General features: G+C 69.4%; 15 protein-coding genes and 1 tRNA gene. 12 read left to right on the top strand and 4 right to left on the bottom strand.

The genetic code is table 11. The features are described from left to right. Positions 1–1,164, top strand: a complete 1,164-nt coding sequence (locus ACUSIJ_RS01895; RefSeq protein WP_449306643.1) for an ABC transporter permease — start codon at positions 1–3, stop codon at positions 1,162–1,164. Positions 1,165–1,179: 15 nt separating this feature from the next. Here ACUSIJ_RS01895 and ACUSIJ_RS01890 read toward each other — a convergent pair whose 3' ends face one another. Beyond that, positions 1,180–1,785: an HdeD family acid-resistance protein gene (locus ACUSIJ_RS01890; RefSeq protein WP_449306642.1), complete on the bottom strand. Its 606-nt coding sequence runs from the start codon at positions 1,783–1,785 to the stop codon at positions 1,180–1,182. A gap of 382 nt (positions 1,786–2,167) precedes the next feature. On the opposite strand from ACUSIJ_RS01890, the gene ACUSIJ_RS01885 reads away from it, so the two are divergent. From ACUSIJ_RS01885 to ACUSIJ_RS01855, 7 genes are all read left to right on the top strand, one after another. Further along, positions 2,168–3,622, top strand: coding sequence for a DEAD/DEAH box helicase (locus ACUSIJ_RS01885; RefSeq protein WP_449306641.1), 1,455 nt, complete (start codon positions 2,168–2,170; stop codon positions 3,620–3,622). A 175-nt stretch (positions 3,623–3,797) separates the two neighbouring features. Then, positions 3,798–5,330, top strand: coding sequence for a hypothetical protein (locus ACUSIJ_RS01880; protein WP_449306640.1), 1,533 nt, complete (start codon positions 3,798–3,800; stop codon positions 5,328–5,330). Positions 5,331–5,437: 107 nt separating this feature from the next. Then, on the top strand, positions 5,438–5,788 hold the full coding sequence (locus ACUSIJ_RS01875) for a hypothetical protein (protein ID WP_449306639.1): 351 nt from the start codon (positions 5,438–5,440) through the stop codon (positions 5,786–5,788). A 176-nt stretch (positions 5,789–5,964) separates the two neighbouring features. Continuing rightward, positions 5,965–6,540, top strand: coding sequence for a sigma-70 family RNA polymerase sigma factor (locus ACUSIJ_RS01870; protein ID WP_449306638.1), 576 nt, complete (start codon positions 5,965–5,967; stop codon positions 6,538–6,540). Then, the gene (locus ACUSIJ_RS01865; RefSeq protein ID WP_449306637.1) at positions 6,537–7,241 is read left to right on the top strand and encodes an anti-sigma factor family protein; all 705 of its coding nucleotides are present in this window, start codon (positions 6,537–6,539) and stop codon (positions 7,239–7,241) included. Before ACUSIJ_RS01870 ends, ACUSIJ_RS01865 begins: the two co-directional genes overlap by 4 nt. A gap of 35 nt (positions 7,242–7,276) precedes the next feature. Beyond that, entirely contained in the window at positions 7,277–9,040 is a 1,764-nt protein-coding gene (locus tag ACUSIJ_RS01860) for a S8 family peptidase (protein WP_449306636.1), read from the top strand. Between the two features lie 170 nt (positions 9,041–9,210). Further along, positions 9,211–9,642 carry a cupin domain-containing protein gene (locus ACUSIJ_RS01855; RefSeq protein ID WP_449306635.1) on the top strand — a complete coding sequence of 144 codons (432 nt, stop codon included), beginning with the start codon at positions 9,211–9,213 and terminating at the stop codon, positions 9,640–9,642. Positions 9,643–9,685: 43 nt separating this feature from the next. On the opposite strand, the gene ACUSIJ_RS01850 is transcribed toward ACUSIJ_RS01855, so the two are convergent. The 3 genes from ACUSIJ_RS01850 to ACUSIJ_RS01840 all read right to left on the bottom strand — a co-directional run bounded on the left by ACUSIJ_RS01850 (position 9,686) and on the right by ACUSIJ_RS01840 (position 11,554). Continuing rightward, positions 9,686–9,760 (bottom strand) — tRNA-Thr (locus ACUSIJ_RS01850). 192 nt (positions 9,761–9,952) lie between these two features. Next, the gene (gene hemA, locus ACUSIJ_RS01845) at positions 9,953–11,179 is read right to left on the bottom strand and encodes a 5-aminolevulinate synthase (protein ID WP_449306634.1); all 1,227 of its coding nucleotides are present in this window, start codon (positions 11,177–11,179) and stop codon (positions 9,953–9,955) included. Positions 11,180–11,311: 132 nt separating this feature from the next. Further along, on the bottom strand, positions 11,312–11,554 hold the full coding sequence (locus ACUSIJ_RS01840) for a hypothetical protein (protein WP_449306633.1): 243 nt from the start codon (positions 11,552–11,554) through the stop codon (positions 11,312–11,314). Here ACUSIJ_RS01840 and ACUSIJ_RS01835 point away from each other — a divergent pair. From ACUSIJ_RS01835 to smc, 4 genes are all read left to right on the top strand, one after another. Further along, entirely contained in the window at positions 11,553–11,747 is a 195-nt protein-coding gene (locus tag ACUSIJ_RS01835) for a hypothetical protein (RefSeq protein WP_449306632.1), read from the top strand. The genes ACUSIJ_RS01840 and ACUSIJ_RS01835 overlap by 2 nt on opposite strands. Continuing rightward, complete coding sequence (murA, locus tag ACUSIJ_RS01830) at positions 11,748–13,040, top strand: UDP-N-acetylglucosamine 1-carboxyvinyltransferase (RefSeq protein WP_449306631.1); 1,293 nt, start codon at positions 11,748–11,750, stop codon at positions 13,038–13,040. It abuts the gene before it with no gap. 243 nt (positions 13,041–13,283) lie between these two features. Beyond that, the gene (locus tag ACUSIJ_RS01825; protein ID WP_449306630.1) at positions 13,284–13,928 is read left to right on the top strand and encodes a DsbA family protein; all 645 of its coding nucleotides are present in this window, start codon (positions 13,284–13,286) and stop codon (positions 13,926–13,928) included. 138 nt (positions 13,929–14,066) lie between these two features. Continuing rightward, positions 14,067–17,546, top strand: a complete 3,480-nt coding sequence (gene smc, locus ACUSIJ_RS01820) for a chromosome segregation protein SMC (RefSeq protein WP_449306629.1) — start codon at positions 14,067–14,069, stop codon at positions 17,544–17,546. Positions 17,547–17,885 lie beyond the last annotated feature (339 nt).

Raw genomic sequence — 17,885 nt, 5'->3', positions numbered from 1 at the left:
GTGAGCAACGCCCCCGCGCCCTCCCACTACGTCGATCCCGCGCCCTTCGATCCGGGCGCGTCCGACCCCGGCCGCCACGCCGACGAGCGGCTGAATCGCGCTTCGTCCCTGGCGCTGATCTGGCGCAAGTTCCGCCGCAACCGGCTGGCAGTGGCATCCATGCTCGTGCTGCTGCTGTTCTATGCCGCGGTTCCCTTCGTGGAGGTGATCGCGCCCCACGGGCAGTCGGAACGCAACGGCGATTTCCTCTACGCGCCGCCGCAGCCGGTGCACCTCTTCCACGAGGGCGCGTTCGTGGGGCCGTTCGTCTATCCCTACAGCTTCACCTTCAACAAGGAGACGTTCACCCGCGACTACGTGGTGGACCGCACGACGCCCCAGCGCCTGCGCTTCTTCTGCCAGGGCTCGCCCTATCTGTTCTGGGGGGGTTGGGAAGCCCGTTTCCGCCTCGTGTGCCCGCCCGAGGACGGGACGTTCTTCCTGCTCGGCACCGACAGGCTGGGGCGGGACCTTTTGTCGCGCATCGTCTACGGCGCGCGCATATCGCTGACCATCGGCCTTGTCGGCATCGCGGTGTCGTTCGCGCTCGGCCTCTTCTTCGGCGGCGTCGCCGGCTATCTCGGCGGCTGGGTCGACAACGCCATCCAGCGGCTGATCGAGATCGTGCGCTCGCTGCCGGAGCTGCCGCTGTGGCTCGCGCTCTCCGCCGCGCTGCCGGCCAACTGGTCGCCGATCGGCGTATTCTTCGGCATCACCATCATCCTCGGTCTGCTCGACTGGCCGGGCCTGGCGCGGGCGGTGCGCTCCAAGCTGCTGGCGCTGCGCGAGGAGGATTTCGTCAAGGCGGCGGAGCTGATGGGCGCGTCGCGCTCACGCATCATCGCGCGCCATCTCATTCCCAATTTCATGAGTCACCTGATCGCCTCCGCCACGCTGTCGATCCCGTCGATGATCCTGGGCGAGACGGCGCTGTCGTTCCTCGGGCTCGGCCTGCGGCCGCCGGTGACGAGCTGGGGCGTGCTCCTGAACGAGGCGCAGAACCTCGCCGCGGTCAACCTGCAGCCGTGGCTGCTGTGGCCGATCGCGCCCGTGGTGCTCGTCGTGCTGGCGTTCAACTTCGTCGGCGACGGCCTCAGGGACGCCGCCGACCCCTACCATCACTGAATAACGCTATCATGATCACGCGACCGGCGTGCCCTTGCGCGCCCTGAGCGCCAGCGACACGGCGACGAACGACCAGCCCTCGAAGATCAGCTCGATGGCGAGGATGAGCCCGATCAGGTAGACGGTGTTCGCCGGCCAGCGCGCGGCGATGATGAGGCCGACCACCAGCGCCACCACGCCGGCGGCGACGAGCCAGCCCCAGCCCGAGCGCGGACGCGCGGAAAGGCCCGTCCAGATGCGCAGGATGCCGGCGACGATGAGCGAGACCGCCAGCACCAGCGTCAGCGCGGCGGAGGTGAGCACCGGATTGTAGAAGGCGAAGAAGCCGGCGATGGCGTAGAAAGCGCCGCTCAGCAGCCAGATGAAGAAGTTGCCCCATTCCTTCACCTGAAAGGCGTGCACGATCTGCACCACGCCGGCGATGAGAATCAGCGCGCCGATGTAGTAGACGGTCGCGATGGTCGCCACCAGCAGGTTGCCGAGCGCGATGCCGCCGAGAACGATCAGCACGATGCCGAGCAGGAGAAACCATATCCACTTGGAGCGTACGTCCTCCGCCAGCGCGTTGATGGCGCCCGCGCGATTGGGATCAAGCGATGTCTGTTCAACTGATGTCGGCATGACGATCTCCTTCCATGCCCGGCCGGAATGCGAAATGTACTGCTTCTCAGTCTACGCTCGATTGCTTATGTTGCATAGCAGCAAAGTCCAATCGTGAATTTTTACAGTTCTTTACCGGTTATCGGATGCCCGGCTGCGCACCCGTGCGGGACGCGCCCGCCGCCGCCGGACTTGACTTGCCGGCCGGAAGGGCTCATATGCTTTGCCGTGCGCCCGTTCGGGCGCCTTTTGGTGTTCAGGTCGCGTGAGCGGTTCCGAAGGAATCGTCCTGCCGGACACGGTATTTTCAGGAACAGCCCGGATCACGCGGGGCTTCCATCACCCCGCGATCGCTGCGCCCGCCTGACGGGCGCCGGCGGCGCTTTATGCGAAAGATCTGATTTTGACTTCATTCAAGGACCTTGGTCTCCCCGCTCCGATCCTGTCGGCGCTGGCGGCCGAAGGATACGAAAAGCCGACCCCCATTCAGGGGCAGGCCATTCCCCATCTGCTGCAGGGCCGGGACCTGCTCGGCATCGCCCAGACCGGCACCGGCAAGACGGCAGCCTTCGCGCTGCCGATCCTCGAGCGTCTGTCGCGCGAGCGCAAGCCCGCCCCGCGCCACGGCTGCCGGGCGCTGGTGCTGAGCCCGACGCGCGAACTCGCCAGCCAGATCGCCGAGAGTTTTCGTGTTTACGGCCGCAATCTGCGGCTGCGCGTCACCGTCGTGTTCGGCGGCGTCTCCGCCCGCCCGCAGGCGCAGGAACTGGCGCGCGGCGTCGACATCCTCGTGGCGACGCCCGGCCGTCTCATCGACCATCTCGACGGGCGCGCGGTGACGCTCGACCATGTCGAGGTGTTCGTGCTCGACGAGGCGGACCAGATGCTCGACATGGGCTTCATCCACGCCATCCGCCGCATCGTGCCGCGCCTGCCCAAGGTGCGCCAGAACCTGTTCTTCTCGGCCACCATGCCGAAGGAGATCGGGCTGCTCGCGGGTGAACTGCTGCGCGACCCGGTCGAGGTGTCGGTGACGCCGGTGGCCACCACGGCCGAGCGCATCGCCCAGAAGGTGCTGTTCGTCGAGACGGCGCGCAAGCGCGGCCTGCTGGTCGACATCCTGCGCGACGACGGCGAGGGGTCTTCCATGGGCCGCACGCTCGTGTTCAGCCGCACCAAGCACGGCGCCGACCGCATCGTGCGCCATCTGGAGGAGGCGAACATTCCCTCCGCCGCCATCCACGGCAACAAGAGCCAGGGCCAGCGTGAGAAGGCGCTCGCGGACTTTCGCGCCGGCCGGCGCAAGATCCTCGTCGCCACCGATATCGCCGCGCGCGGCATCGACGTCGACGGCGTGACGCACGTGGTGAACTTCGACCTGCCGAACGTGCCGGAATCCTATGTCCACCGCATCGGCCGCACGGCGCGCGCGGGGGCGGACGGTTCCGCCATCTCGTTCTGCGACGCCGAGGAGCGCGCATACCTGCGCGACATCGAGAAGCTGACGCGCCAGAGCATTCCGAGCGAGGACCGGCGCCTGCCGGCCACCATCGCGGCGGAGGCCGAGGTTCGTTCCCCGGCGCGCTCCGGCAAGCCGGCAGCGGGCAAGCCTGCTGCGGGCCGGCCCGGGCAGAAGCCCGCAGCCCACGGCGCGCGCGCCGACGCCGCCGGCCGTGGCCGGCAGCGCGGCCCGCGCCAGGAGCAGGGGCAGGGCCGAGGAGGCCATGGGGGAGGCCACGGTGCCGGCCATGCCGACGCCGGCCAGCGCCGCAACGGGCGCGGGCAGGGCGGCCAGGAGCGTCACGGTTATGACAGCCTCGCCGACAAGTCCTTCATGAAGCCGGTGCGGGGGCGGTAATACCAATGGCCGGCCATTGGTCAAGCCCGCGCGGCGCCTGAGCGAAGGCCACTCGGCATCGGTCGAAGACCGGGGGTCGATGGTATAACGCTTCCGGGCTTTGTGACGATAACGAGGAGGGCGCCCGTCGGGCGCCCTTTTTTCAAGGAGCCATCCCCGGTTCTGGAGGAAACCCATGTCCGGCACCGATCGCGCACACACGGCCCCGTCTCCGGAAACGCCGGCCGGATGGTGGACGCTGGCGCTGATCGCGGCCGTCGTGCTCGTGACGATGCAGCCCTATTATTACGGCTATCGGCTGTCGGGCGACGACGTCTGGTTCCTCACCCTCGCCATCGAGGGGAGCGAGACCGTGCGCGCCAACGCCCTCCATGTGGCGCAGGACCAGGGGCGCATCGGACAGGTGCTGATGGTGCCCCTCAACGTGCTGGGGGCGTATCTCGCCGGCGATCCGCTGTGGCGCGTCGTCCTGCTGGCGGCCTACGTGCTGCAACTGCTGCTGTTCGCGGTCTTCGTCGCGCGGCTGCTGCGGCGCGAGGTGGGACCCTTCCTGCTCATGCAGCTGGTGGCGCTGCATCCGCTGGCCTTCGCCTTCCTGCCGCCGAACGCCTATCCGCTGCAGAACACGGTTCCCTTCATCGTCATTCTCCTGTCGCGGCTCGCCATCGTCGACCTGCGCTCGCGCGGAGGTCCCGCGGGCTGGCGCGCTGCCGCGGCGCAGGCGCTGTTCGCCCTCGGCATGCTCGTCAGCGAATTTGCAGTGGCTTTCGGTACCGCGCTGCTGGTCGCGGAATATCTCGCGCGTCTGCAATGGGCGCGAGAGAACGGGGCGCGAGAGAACGGGGCGCGAGAGAACGGGGGGCGAGAGAACGGGGGGCGAGAGGATGGGGCGCGAGAGGACGGCGAAGCCCTGCGCGCCGCGATCCGCGCCGCCTTCGCTCCCCGATTCGTCGCCGCGGACGCTCTCGCGGTGCTCGCCGTGCTGGTCCCCTACAGTCTCTTCCGATGGGCGCATCCCGGCGTGTACGAGGGCAATTCCGCCGGCGGCCTGTCGGACATCGGCCGCATCGCCATTACCGTCTTCGGCCATGTCCGCGACGGCACGGCCTTTCCGCGTCTGGGCGGCGGGCTGTCCTCGGCCTCGCCCGCCGTGCTGCTGGCGGCGCTCGTCACGGGGGTGCTGGTTGCCCTCGTTCTCTACCGGACGGCCTCGCCCGTGCGGCGCATCGGCGCCCCCGTCGCCACCGCCGTCACGGCGCTGGTGCTGGCGGCCTACGTGACCCTGCCGATCGCCGTCAGCACCAAGTATCAGGAAGCCTGCGCGGACCGGGGCGCATGCGCCTATATCGACAGCAGGATGTCCTATCTCGCGGTGACGGTGGCGCTGATGGGCGCGCTGGCGGCGCTCTGGCGGCATGCCGGCGCGCGGCGCGTGCTGGTGGGCGCATGCGCGGCGCTCGGCGTCATGGCCGCGCTGGTGTCGGTCTACAACGCCGGCAAGGCGCGCGACATGCGCCAGGTCCACGCCGTGTGGCAGCGCGCCGATGCGCTCGCCTGCTCCGCGCCCGGACTGGCGAACGACGAGGCGGCCCTTCTCGCCACCATCGATCCGCAGGGCCTCGTGGTCGTCAATCCGCCCAACCGGGCCGTCGATTTCTGGAAGATCTACATTCCGTGGCGTGCGAACCGCGCCTGCGTGGCAGAATAAAAAATAAAAATTTTTTCCCACCTCCGTGAACCTTTTTGCGTGTCGCCGCGACCAATGGGCATAGGGGCAGCGATGGGCCGCTCCGGACAACGGAAAGGAACACGATCATGACCACGCGCAACAGCTTCACCGGCCGCAATTCTCTCAAGGGCGCCCTCGCCGCCGTGGCGCTCGGCATCGCCAGCATGACGGCAACGACCATGATATCCACCACCGCTGCGCAGGCCGCGCCCGGCGGGCACGGTCCCCACTGGAAGAAGCCCGGCCATGGCCACGGCCACGGCCACCACCGCCCGCGTCCCCCGCGTCACTGGGGTCCCGGATACGCCGCCGGCCTCGTGCCGTTCTCGCTCGGTATCGTGTCCTATACGGTCCAGCCGCAGTGCTATGTCGTCAAGGAGAAGGTCCACGTGCGCGGCGTCGGCCGTGTGTGGCGCCCGGTGACCGTGTGCGACTGACCGTCGCCGGCGGTGGCCGGAGGGGAACGAGACCGCCCTTCCGGCCACGGCGCGCCGCCTCCTGTTGACCGGGAGCGGGTGCGCATGACACCTTGCTCCTGATGCTTTCGGAAGCATCCCGCCGGGCTCGCGCCTTCGGGAAACAGCGCTGACGACAACCAGGAGCACCGGCCGACATGGAGCCAGCGCCGGACAACCGCCAGGCAGACCAGCAATGGCTGGCCCGGCTGAGGGCGGGCGACCGGCAGGCGATGAAGGCGCTGTTCACGGCGCATCATCTGCGTGTCTACCGCTTCGTCCTGCGCCTTGTGCAGCGGCCCGACATCGCCGAGGACGTGACTGCCGAGGTGTTCGTCGACGTGTGGCGGCAGGCGGCCGATTTCGAGGGGCGCTCCAGCCTCGCGACATGGCTCATCGCCATCGCCCGCAACAAGGCGCTGTCGGCGTTGCGCAAGCGCCAGGAGGCGCCGCTCGACGACGACTTCGCCCAAACGGTCGTCGATCTCGGCGATACGCCCGAGGTCACGGTTCAGAAGGCGAACAAGGCGGAGGTGCTGCGGGCCTGCCTGCGGCGCCTGACCACGGAGCAACGCGAGGTGATGGAACTCGTCTATTATCAGGAACGATCCGTCAGCGACGTTGGCCGCATTCTGGGCATACCGGAAAACACCGTCAAAACGCGCATGTTTCACGCCCGCAAGCGCCTTGCCGAACTGTGCAGGGAGGCCGGGCTCGACAGGGGATGGCCATGAACGCCTCCAGGACGACACCCGATCCCGACGACAGGTTCGATCCGGATTCCATCGAGGCCCTGCTGCCCTGGTATGCGGCCGGCACGCTTTCGGCGGACGAGAAGCGGGCCGTCGACGAGGCGCTCGCCGGCGATCCCGAGCTGCGCGCCCATCTCGCCCTCATCGGGGAGGAGCGCGACGAGATCGTCCACGCGAACGAGCACATCGCGGCGCCGTCCCGGCAGCTCGCGGACCGGGTGTTCGAGGCGATCGGGCGGGAAACGCCCGCCGCCGCAGCCCGGCCTGCGGCGGGACAGCAGCCGTCGTGGCTGGCACGGTTCGGGGAGTGGCTCGCCGGCCTCTCCCCCGCCGGCCTCGGGCTTGCGGGCGCGGCGGCGCTGGCCGTGATCGGCCTGCAGGCGGGCATTTTCGGGCTCATCACCCTCGATCGGGCCACGCAGGGCACCTATCAGACCGCATCGGGAGAGCGGGCGGAAACGCCGGGCGTCTTCGTGCTGGTCGGCTTCCAGCCCACGGCGACCTTCGAGGCGGTGACGCAAATGCTCGACGCGCAGGGGGCGCGGATTGTCGAGGGGCCGCTGCCGGGCGGCGTTTTCAGGCTGCGGATCGCCGCCGCCTCGCCCGGCGACGCGGAACGCGCCACCGCGGCCCTGGAAAGCCACCCGCTCATCCGGTTCGTGGCCCCCGCGCCGGGGCCGTGACGCGCCGCCCGCCTGAAAAGGAGGAGCGAAAGATCATGCTTGCGATATTCAGACAGGGCCGCCTGCCCCTTGCGACGTCACTGCCGCTCGTCGTCGGCCTGATGGTCGCCGGCGACATGATGCACGCCGCCCATTCTGCCCGGGCACTCGCTCAGGCCTATCCGCTGGAAATGGCCCCGCCGGACGAATCGCCCCGGCGAACCCGGCCGCGTCCGCCCCGGGGAGAGACGGGGCAATGGCAGGAGCGGCCGCGCCGGCCGCCCTCCCGTGTGCCGCCGGGCTATCCGCCGCCCGTCTATTACCCGCCGCCCGGCGTCATCGTCGTGCCGGTCCCTCCCTATGGCGGCCCGCCGCCGCCCGGCTTCTATCCCGTCGATCCGGAGCCGCCGCGGCAGCGGCCAAGGCAGCCGCGGCGCGAGACCCAGCCCGCCCGGACGCCGCCGCCGAAAGCGCAGCCGCCAAAGCCCCAGCCGTCAAGGCCCCAGCCGCCGCGACAGGCCACACCCGTTCCGCCGCCGCCTCCGGCGGTTCTGCCCCCGCCGCGTGCCCTGCTCGCGGCCGAGACGGAGCATGTGCCGGACGAGATTCTGTTCGTGCTGCGTCCCGATCTTCCTCTCACACAGGAGCAGGCGGTGGCGGATGCGTTCGCGCTGACCCTGGTCGACACCACCCCGCTGGCGCTGATCGGCGTCTCGGTGGTGCGGGCACGCGTCGGCGAGGGGCGCAGCGCGCCCGAGACGGTGCTGGCGCTCGCCGGCGATCCCCGCGTCGAGAGCGCGCAGCTCAATCACCTCTTCGCCGCGCAGCAGGATGGGACCGCCGATCCGGAGCCGGCCGGGAAGAAGCCGGACGAGGAGCAGCCGGAGAAGGCCGCGCCAGAGAAGGCTGCGCCGCAGAAGGCCGAGGCTGGGGAGGCCGAGTCTGGGGAGGCCGCCGGCGCCGGCAGCATGGCCTCGGCGCAATACGCGCCGGCGCAATTGAAGGTGCCGCAATCGCATGCGCTGGCCACGGGCGAGGGCGTGCGCATCGCGGTGATCGATTCCGGCGTCGAGACGGACCACCCCGAGATCGCCGGCCGCCTGCTCGAAGGCTCCGTGTCCCGCGCGTCGTCGGCGCACGGCACGGCCGTTGCCGGCATCATCGCCGCCCGCGAGCGCCTGACCGGGATCGCGCCCGGCAGCCGGATCCTGGCCATCGACGCGTTCACCGACCGGGAAGGCCGGGAGATCGGCAGCACCCTCGACATCCTGCGCGGCCTCGAACGGGCGGCGAAGCACGACGCGCGCATCGCCAACCTGAGCTTCGCCGGTCCGAGGGACGATCTGCTGGCGCGCACCCTGCGCGCGTTGACGCTGCGCGGCGTCGTCCTCGTCGCGGCCGCGGGGAACGGCGGCGCGGATGCGGCCGCGCCCTATCCGGCGGACCATCCCGACGTGTTGGGCGTCACGGCGGTGGATGCCCGAGGCGCCCTCTATGAAAAGGCCACGCATGGCCCACACGTCGCGCTCGCGGCCCCCGGGGTCGAACTGCTGGCACCCACCGTCGACAAGGGCTACCAGATGGTGTCGGGAACCTCGATGGCCTCCGCCCATATCGCCGGCGTCGCGGCCCTCGTCCTGCAGGTCAATCCGGACCTCACCCCCGAGGCTCTGCGGGAGCTGCTGCTCGCCACCGCCCGCGACATCGGCCCCGCAGGCCCCGACCCCATGTACGGCGCCGGTGAGGCCGACGCCCACGCGGCGGTGCTGGAGGCACGCAAGCGGCGGGTCGAGACGGCCGGCGTCGCCGGGGAGGAGTGAGCGCGCGACCTCTCCGGCCGCAGGGGTATCGCGCCTATTCGACATGTAACGAATAGTGCGAAACGGTACTTCGTCAGCGTTTTACTGTCATAATCTGCCTGTTACATATTCTTGGTTGTGGAGATGTTGTGAAAGACGTAAGCCTATTTTCTTTCAAGGGGGGATGTAAGATGACGACGGATGGTCGCGATGTCGTTCGGATCGGGACACTGGAACTCCGTTTTCTGGTCGACGAGACCACGGGTCCCGGAAGCCTTGTTTCCTTCGAGTTCGTCGTTCCGCCCGACGCGCGCGTTCCGGCGCCGCACTTTCACGAGGCGGTCGATGAGCTGATTTACGCCCTGGAAGGCGTGACGACCTCGACCATCGACGGGCAGCGGCATGAATTGCGGGCCGGGCAGAGCCTGTTCATCCCCCGGGGCAGCGTTCATACGCACGAGAATCTGCATGACAAGACCGCTCGCTCGCTCGTCGTGATGACGCCGGGATCGATCGGCAAACGTTACTTCGAGGAGATCGCGGCGGAAGTGAACGTGCCCGGCAAGCCGGACCTCGCCCGAATCAAGGAAATCATGCTCCGGTACGGCCTCGTTCCCGCCTGATGCGCGGCGGCGGTGTCAACTCACGGGGAGAATTGCGAACGGCTGGTGCTGCGAGAGAGGATTGAACTCTCGACCTCTCCCTTACCAAGGGAGTGCTCTACCACTGAGCTACCGCAGCGTCCGGGCGGTGATCCGTCGCGCCCGAGAACCGGGCGGACATTGCCGGCACGAACGCCGGCCGGCAAGATCTTCAGGGCCCTGTCCACAAGCGAAGCAGCGGACGGTCCCGAACCGCGCGCACACCCATAGCAGGTGCCGCGCGCCCGTCAACCCCCCGGCATGACGGATTGCGGGTTTTTCACCGCCGGGATCAGGCCGCCGCCCGCGAGGCGTGCAGCGGCAGGCCGAGCTTGCGCCACACGGCGACCAGCGCGTCCGCCAGTTCGTCGATCAGCGCATCGGTGTGGTAGGGCGTCGGCGTGATGCGCAGCCGCTCCGTGCCGCGCGGAACCGTCGGGTAATTGATCGGCTGCACATAGATGCCGTGCTCGTCGAGCAGCAGGTCGCTGGCGAGCTTGGTGCGCTCCGGATCGCCGATCATCACCGGGACGATGTGAGTCGGGTTGTCGCGCACCGGCAGGCCGGCCTTGGTGAGCACGTCCTTGGCGCGCCGCACCTGCCGGCGGTGGGCCGTGCGCTCGGCGTCGCTGCGCGCCAGATGCTCGACCGAGGCCAGCGCCGAGGCCGCCACCGCCGGCGGCAGCGCCGTGGTAAAGATGAAGCCGTGGGCATTCGAGCGCACGGCGTCGACGATGGCGGACTTCGCCGCGATATAGCCGCCGATGCAGCCGAACCCCTTGGCGAGCGTCGCCTCGATGATGTCGAGCCGGTCCTGCGCCCCGACTTCCTCGGCATAGCCGCCCCCGCGCGCGCCGTAGAGGCCGACCGCGTGCACCTCGTCGATATAGGTGAGGGCGCGGTAGCGCTCCGCGAGATCGCAGATGGCGTGGATGGGGGACACGTCGCCGTCCATCGAGTAGATGCTCTCGAAGACGATCATCTTCGGACGCTCGGGCCCGGCCGCCCTGAGCAGGTCCTCAAGGTGATCGAGGTCGTTGTGCCGGAAGACCACCTTCTCCGCTCCCGAGCGGCGCACGCCCTGGATCATGGAGTTGTGGTTCCACTCGTCCGACAGCAGCAGGCAGTCGGGCAGGAGCCGGGCGATGGTGGCGATGCCGGTCTCGTTCGAGACATAGCCGGACGTGAACACGAGCGCGGACTGCTTCCTGTGCAGATCGGCAAGTGCCCGCTCCAGCGCGACGATGGGGCCGCTGGTGCCGGAGATGTTGCGCGTGCCGCCCGCGCCCACGCCCATGCGCCGCGCGGTCTCCACCATGGCGTTGACCGTGTCCGGATGCATGCTCATGCCGAGATAGTCGTTCGAGCACCACACCACCACGTCGGACGTGCCCGCCTCCGTTTGCCGGACGGCATGCGGAAAGCGCGCCGCATCCTTCTCCAGCGTGACGAAAACGCGGTAGCGCCGCTCCTGATGCAGGGTATCGAGGGCGGCGTCGAAGTAGTGATCGTAATCCATCGGCTGTCCATCAACGGCAGGGCAGGGCGAGCGGACGTCGTCTGCGGCTGCGGCTTTCCAGAGGGCGTTCAGGCTTCCATCCCGGCGGATCTGAGGCTGTCGCGCATTGTTGACAATTCAGTATCGTTCCAATCAACGATAAATCAAGACTTCCCACGCCAGCTTAATCCGTGCAAGTGGTCGTCTCGCCGCAGGCGGCGGCGGGATCGGCGGCATTATTCTGTTGCGTGTGGCGATGCTGGTGGTTAACGCTTTTCGCTCCTGGTGCGCCGGGCCGTGCGCGGTCCGGTATTCCTTGATAACGTTTCCTTGATAACGTTTCCTTGATAACGTTTCCTGGTGCTGGGTTTCCTTGGTGCTGGCCGGATCTGTCATGAACGCAACCGCTCAAGACCGCCAATCGCGACTCGCGGCCGCCTTGCGCGAGAATCTGAAGCGCCGCAAGCGCCAGACCCGCGAGCGCGTGCGGGAGGCCGCCCAGCCGGCGCGTGACCGTGCGCAGGACGATGTGCAGACCGCCCAGGCAAACGCCCCGGAGCGGCCGGAAGACCTGAAGGGAAGTGACTGAATGGACCGGATTCGGATTGTCGGCGGTGAGGAACTGAACGGTGCCATCCAGATCTCGGGCGCGAAGAACGCGGCGCTGCCCCTGATGATCGCCAGCCTCCTGACGGACGAGACCCTGCAGCTGCACAACGTGCCCCGTCTCGCGGACGTGGCGCTGCTGCTGCGCATTCTCGGCAATCACGGCGTCGACCATGGCGTCGCCGGCAAGCGTCCGGGCCAGACGGCGGTGACCGGCCAGAGCGTGCGGCTGCGCGCCCGCCACATCATCGACACCACCGCGCCCTACGACCTCGTGTCGAAGATGCGGGCGAGCTTCTGGGTGATCGCGCCGCTGCTCGCACGCATGGGCGAGGCGCGCGTGTCGCTGCCCGGCGGCTGCGCCATCGGCACGCGTCCGGTCGACCTGCTGCTGATGGCGCTGGAGCGCCTCGGCGCGCGCATCGACATCGAGGGCGGCTATGCCGTCGCCCGCGCGCCCAAGGGCCTCAAGGGCAACGACATCCCCTTTCCCAAGGTGACGGTCGGCGGCACGCACACGGCGCTGATGGCGGCAACCCTCGCCGATGGCACGACCGTGATCGAGAATGCCGCGCGCGAGCCCGAGGTGGTCGATCTCGCCACGTGCCTCAACGCCATGGGCGCGCGGATTTCGGGCGCCGGCACGTCGCGCATCGTCGTCGACGGGGTGGCGCGCCTGCATGGCACGGAGCACACCGTGCTGCCCGACCGCATCGAGACCGGCACCTACGCCATGGCGGTGGCGATGACGGGCGGCGATGTCATGCTGGAGGGCGCGCGCGCCGATCTGCTGCAGGAGGCGCTCGACACCCTGACCCAGGCGGGCGTGGATATCTCCGCCACCAACGAGGGCATCCGCGTGCGCCGCAACGGCCACGGCATCAGCGCGGTGGACGTGACGACGGAGCCGTTCCCCGGCTTCCCGACCGATCTGCAGGCGCAGTTCATGGCGCTGATGACGAAGGCGGCTGGCACCTCGCGCATCCGCGAGACGATCTTCGAGAACAGATTCATGCACGTGCAGGAGCTGGCGCGGCTCGGCGCGCGCATCCGCCTTGACGGCGATCTCGCCTATGTCGAAGGTGTGGAGCGGCTGACCGGCGCGCCGGTGATGGCCACCGACCTGCGCGCCTCCGTGTCGCTGGTGATCGCGGCGCTCGTGGCGGAGGGCGAGACGACGGTCAACCGCGTCTACCATCTCGACCGCGGCTTCGAGGCGCTGGAACTGAAGCTCGGCCAGTGCGGTGCGCGGATCGAGCGCATCAGCCAGTCGTGAGGCGCCACGATCCGCCGTTGCCCATGCGCTGATAAATTCGTGATCGGCTGGCCGGCGCCCTTGCTTCGCGTCGCGAGGCGGCCCACCTTGCGCGTGCGGGTGGCGAAGAGGCCACGCCTTGGTTTTAGAGCAAAATGCATCAGACACGAATCGCTATTTCGCTCTAACTTTTTGTTTATGCATCAAATTTAACCAAAAAACGGTACCCGTTTTTTGGTTCGATGCCATAGGAGATCAGGACAGATGACGACGCGTCGACATGTGATGACGGCTATGGCCGCAGGGGCCGCCGCCGGACTGCTCGGTTTGGGGCCGCGTTCCGCCGCGGCGCAGGACGTGTCCGTCGTCGCGCTGGCGGCGCCCGGCCCGCTTGGCGATGTCGCGCTCGGGCCGGACGACGCCAAGGTGACGGTGATCGAATACGCGTCGCTGACCTGCAGCCACTGTGCCGCGTTCCACAACGAGACCTTCGACGCCTTCAAGGAGAAGTACATCGACACCGGCAAGGTGCGCTTCATCCTGCGCGAGTTCCCGCTCGACGATCTGGCGCTGCTCGGCTTCATGCTGGCCCGCTTCAAGGGCAACGACCATTACTATCCGGTCACCAGCCTGCTGTTCGAGCAGCTCGGCAAGACATGGGCGAGGCCCGGCGACGACAAGCCGCTCGATTCGCTGCTGGCGACGGTGCGCCAGGCCGGCATCACGCAAGAGGACTTCAACGCCACCATCCAGGACCGCAGGATCTACGACGGCGTGGTCGCGGTGCGCGACGCGGCGGCGCAGAACTTCGGCGTCAACGCCACGCCCACCTTCTTCATCAACGGCAAGCGCCATCCCGGCGCGCTGACGATCGGGGATCTGGACAAGGCCATCGAGCCCTTGCTCTGAGCGCTTTCCGATCAGATGGAATCATCTGATCGATCAGAACTCGCTCCAGATCAGGATACTGAGAAGATTCCATCGTTTCCGTGAAACGGGGACATCTTCCAGGGCCGGTCGCCGGATCGCAACCTCTGAGGGAACGCATTGAAGCTCAACCGGCTGCGAATCGTCGGCTTCAAGACTTTCGTCGAACCGAGCGAGTTCCTCATCGAGCCCGGCCTCACCGGCGTGGTGGGGCCGAACGGCTGCGGCAAGTCCAATCTCGTCGAGGCGCTGCGCTGGGTGATGGGGGAGAGCTCCTACAAGTCCCTGCGCGCTTCCGGCATGGACGACGTGATCTTCGGCGGTTCCGCCACGCGCCCGGCGCGCAACAGCGCCGAGGTCATGCTGTCCATCGACAATTCCGCCCGCAGCGCGCCGAGCTTCTTCAACGATTCGGACACGCTCGAGGTCTCGCGGAAAATCACCCGCGACGGTGGATCGGTCTATCGCGTCAACGGCCGCGAGGCGCGGGCGCGCGACGTGCAACTCCTGTTCGCGGATGCGGCGACCGGCGCGCGCTCGCACGCCATGGTACGCCAGGGGCAGATCGGCGAGATCATCGCCGCCAAGCCGCAGGCGCGCCGGCGCATTCTGGAGGACGCCGCCGGCATCGCCGGCCTCCACAGCCGCCGCCACGAGGCCGAGCTGCGCCTGCGCGCGGCCGAGGACAACCTGCGCCGCCTGGAGGACGTCCTGCACGAGATCGACGGCCAGGTCGACGGCCTGCGGCGGCAGGCGCGCCAGGCCGGCCGCTACCGGGCGCTGTCGGCCGAGATCCGCCGGCTCGAGGCGGTGATGCTGCTCATCGCGTGGCACGAGGCGAAGGCGCAGGTGGCGCGCTCCGCCGCCGCCTGTCAGGCCGACGAGGCGGCCGTCGCCGCGTGCGGCGAACGGCAGGCCGGGAGCGCCTACGCCCAGGGCCTCGCCGCCCACGTGCTGGGGCAGGCACGCACCGCCGAGGAGGCGGCCGGTCAGGACTATCAGCGCCTCGTGCAGCAGCGCGCGCAGCTCGAAGCCGAGGAAAGGCGCGCCCGCGAGCGCGCCGCCGATGCCGCGCGGCGCCTCGGTGAGCTGGAGCGCGATCTGGCGCGCGAGAAGGCGCAGGCGCAGGACGCCGGCGGCACCATCGCCCGGCTGCGCGACGAGGACGCGGCCATCGCGGCACGGCTTGAGGGCGCGGAGGCCGACCTGGCGGAAGCGGCCGAAGTCGTGGCCGTCACCTTCGCGGCGCTGGAGGAGGCGGACGCCGAACTGGCGCGCGTGCAGGCGGAGAGCGCCGACGCGGCGGCGCGCCGGGCCGAGCTCTCCCGCCGCCTCGCGCGTGAGGAGGAGCGCCTCGCGGAACACGGGCGCGAGCACGCGCGCGTCGCGGCCGATCTCGCGGCGCTGAACGAGGGGGCCGAGGGCGGTGACATCGAGATGCTCGGCGAGCGGGCGGTGCAATGCGAGGCGCTCTACGAGGAGGCGGAAGCGCGCGCGGATGCGGCCCGCGCCGCCCTCGCGGAAGCGCGTACGGCCGAGGCGGCGCTGCGCCGGCCGGCAGCGGAGGCGGACGGCAAGGTGCAGCGCATCGAGGCGGAAATCGCCGCGCTGCAGCGGCTCGCCGCGCCCGACGCGCCCGGCGGGTTCGCGCCGGTGCTCGATGCACTGCATGTCGAAAAGGGTTTCGAGAAGGCGCTGGGCGCGGCGCTCGGCGACGACCTGCTCGCCGCGCTCGACGAGGCGGCGCCGGCGCACTGGCGCGCGCCGTGGCAGGAACCGCGCGATCACGGGCCGGACGATCGGGAAGCGGGTGACGCCGCGCTGCCGGCGGGCGTCCCGGCGCTTGCAGCGGTGGTGACGGGTCCCGCGGCGCTGGAGCGCCGGCTGCGGATGACCGGCGTCGTCGACCGCGAGGCGGGCGCGCGGCTGCAGACCTTCCTCGCCCCCGGCCAGCGACTGGTGACGCGCGAGGGCGACGTGTGGCGGTGGGACGGCTTCACCAGCGCGGCTGACGCGCCCTCGGCCGCCTCGCGTCGTCTGGAAGAGCGCAATCGCCTCGCCGATCTCGAACGCGAGGCCGAGGAAGCGCGCGACATCGCCGGCGCGCACCGTGACGCGCTCGACGCCGCGCAGGCGCGGATCGCCACGGCGGGCGAGGCCGAGACGCAGGCGCTCGATGCCCGCCACGCCGCCCGCCGGATGCTGGAGGAAGCCCGCGCCGCGCTCGCCGCCGCCGAGCGCGCGAGGGCCGCGACCGCCACCCGCCGTGCCGCGCTGGAGGAGGCGCTGTCCCGCCTCGCGGCCGCGCTGGATCAGGCGCAGGCGGGTGTCGAGGCCGCCGCATCGGAGCTTGCCGGCTTGCCGCAGGTCGACGAGGGTGCCGCCGAGCGCGCCCGCGCCGCCGCTTCGGCCGCCCGCGCCGCCCACGGCGAAGCCGAGCGGTCGTTGCAGAACGTGCAGCGCGACGTCGCCGCCCGCCGCCGGCGCCGGGAGGCGATCGCCGCCGAATGGCGCGCATGGGACGAACGCGCCGCCCGTGCCGCCGGCGTGCTCGAGGACATCGGCGAGCGGCTCGCGGCCACGCGCGAGACACAGGTCGAACAGACCGAGGCGGCCGAGGAACTCGCCCTCAGGCATGCCGATTCGGCGGCCGCCGTGGCGCAGGCCGAGGCGTCCGTCGTCCAGGCGGCGGAGCAGCGCCGCGCGGCCGAGACCGCGCTCGATGCGGCGGAAGCGGCGGCGCGCGCGGCGCTCGATGCGCTCTCCGCCGCGCGGGAGGCGCGGGCGCGCTCGCAGGTCGTCGCCGAGTCGGCGCAGGAAAATCTCGCCCGCATCACCCACCGCATCGCGGATACGCTCGGCATCGCGCCGGAGGAACTGCGCGCCCACGCGGGGCTCGACGAGGAGGGCTCGATCCCGGCCGCTGACGCGATCGAGGAGGAACTCGCGCGGCTGCGTCAGGACCGGGAGCGCCTTGGCCCGGTGAACCTGCGGGCGGAGGAGGAACTGGCGCAGATGCAGGGCAAGCGCGACGGCATCGGCGCCGAGCATGAGGAGTTGACCGAGGCGATTCGTCGTCTGCGCACGGCGATCGGCAACCTCAACCGCGAGGGGCGCGAGCGCCTGATGGCGGCGTTCTCCGTCGTCAACGACCACTTCCGGCGGCTGTTCACGCTGCTTTTCGGCGGCGGGACGGCCGAACTGTCGCTGATCGACGCGGACGATCCGCTGGAGGCGGGGCTCGAAATCTATGCCCGTCCGCCGGGCAAGAAGCCGCAGGTGCTCACCCTGCTGTCCGGCGGCGAGCAGGCGCTGACGGCGATTGCGCTGATCTTCGCGGTGTTCCTCACCAATCCCTCGCCGGTCTGCGTGCTCGACGAGGTCGACGCGCCGCTCGATGACGCCAATGTCGAGCGCTACTGCGCGCTGCTGCGCAACATGGTGAGCCAAACGCAGACGCGCTTCATCGTCGTTACGCACAATCCGATCACCATGGCCGCCATGGACAGGCTGTTCGGCGTGACCATGGCGGAAAAAGGCATATCGCAGCTCGTCTCGGTCGATCTGGCGGTGGCCGAGCGCATTCTCGACGTCGGGTGATACCGAAGGCCGGCGCGCCCCAGCCGGTCTGAGACCACACAGGTGTTGCCGGAATGACCACGTGGCCGGAAATCTGCGGCGAGAGGCGGCAAAAATACTGGAAGAGGTGTTTTCAGCATATTTCCCAATATCTTATATCTGGTTGCGGCAAAGTTGACACTGGCGGCGGCTGTCACTATGTTGCGCCGCATTCCTTGGGATTGAACGGTTATGGTGCCTGCGCCGGCCGGGAGTTCTTGAGGATGTCGTCCTGTGTTGCAGCCGGTTCATGTCTTGGCGCTTGCGTACGTGTCGGCGCATGCGTGTTATTCAGTGATGGTGCGCCGAATACGCGCTATG

The sequence above is a fragment of the Pseudochelatococcus sp. B33 genome (genome assembly GCF_053570585.1).
This window is presented reverse-complemented; position numbering and strand designations above follow the sequence as displayed.

Bases quoted from the DNA above. Each gene is read 5' to 3' on its own strand.
- ACUSIJ_RS01880 (WP_449306640.1), top strand. From the start codon at position 3,798: ATGTCCGGCACCGATCGCGCACACACGGCCCCGTCTCCGGAAACGCCG.
- murA (WP_449306631.1), top strand. From the start codon at position 11,748: ATGGACCGGATTCGGATTGTCGGCGGTGAGGAACTGAACGGTGCCATC.
- ACUSIJ_RS01890 (WP_449306642.1), bottom strand. From the start codon at position 1,785: ATGCCGACATCAGTTGAACAGACATCGCTTGATCCCAATCGCGCGGGC.
- hemA (WP_449306634.1), bottom strand. From the start codon at position 11,179: ATGGATTACGATCACTACTTCGACGCCGCCCTCGATACCCTGCATCAG.
- ACUSIJ_RS01840 (WP_449306633.1), bottom strand. From the start codon at position 11,554: ATGACAGATCCGGCCAGCACCAAGGAAACCCAGCACCAGGAAACGTTA.
- ACUSIJ_RS01875 (WP_449306639.1), top strand. From the start codon at position 5,438: ATGACCACGCGCAACAGCTTCACCGGCCGCAATTCTCTCAAGGGCGCC.
- ACUSIJ_RS01865 (WP_449306637.1), top strand. From the start codon at position 6,537: ATGAACGCCTCCAGGACGACACCCGATCCCGACGACAGGTTCGATCCG.
- ACUSIJ_RS01870 (WP_449306638.1), top strand. From the start codon at position 5,965: ATGGAGCCAGCGCCGGACAACCGCCAGGCAGACCAGCAATGGCTGGCC.
- ACUSIJ_RS01855 (WP_449306635.1), top strand. From the start codon at position 9,211: ATGACGACGGATGGTCGCGATGTCGTTCGGATCGGGACACTGGAACTC.
- ACUSIJ_RS01825 (WP_449306630.1), top strand. From the start codon at position 13,284: ATGACGACGCGTCGACATGTGATGACGGCTATGGCCGCAGGGGCCGCC.
- ACUSIJ_RS01860 (WP_449306636.1), top strand. From the start codon at position 7,277: ATGCTTGCGATATTCAGACAGGGCCGCCTGCCCCTTGCGACGTCACTG.
- ACUSIJ_RS01835 (WP_449306632.1), top strand. From the start codon at position 11,553: ATGAACGCAACCGCTCAAGACCGCCAATCGCGACTCGCGGCCGCCTTG.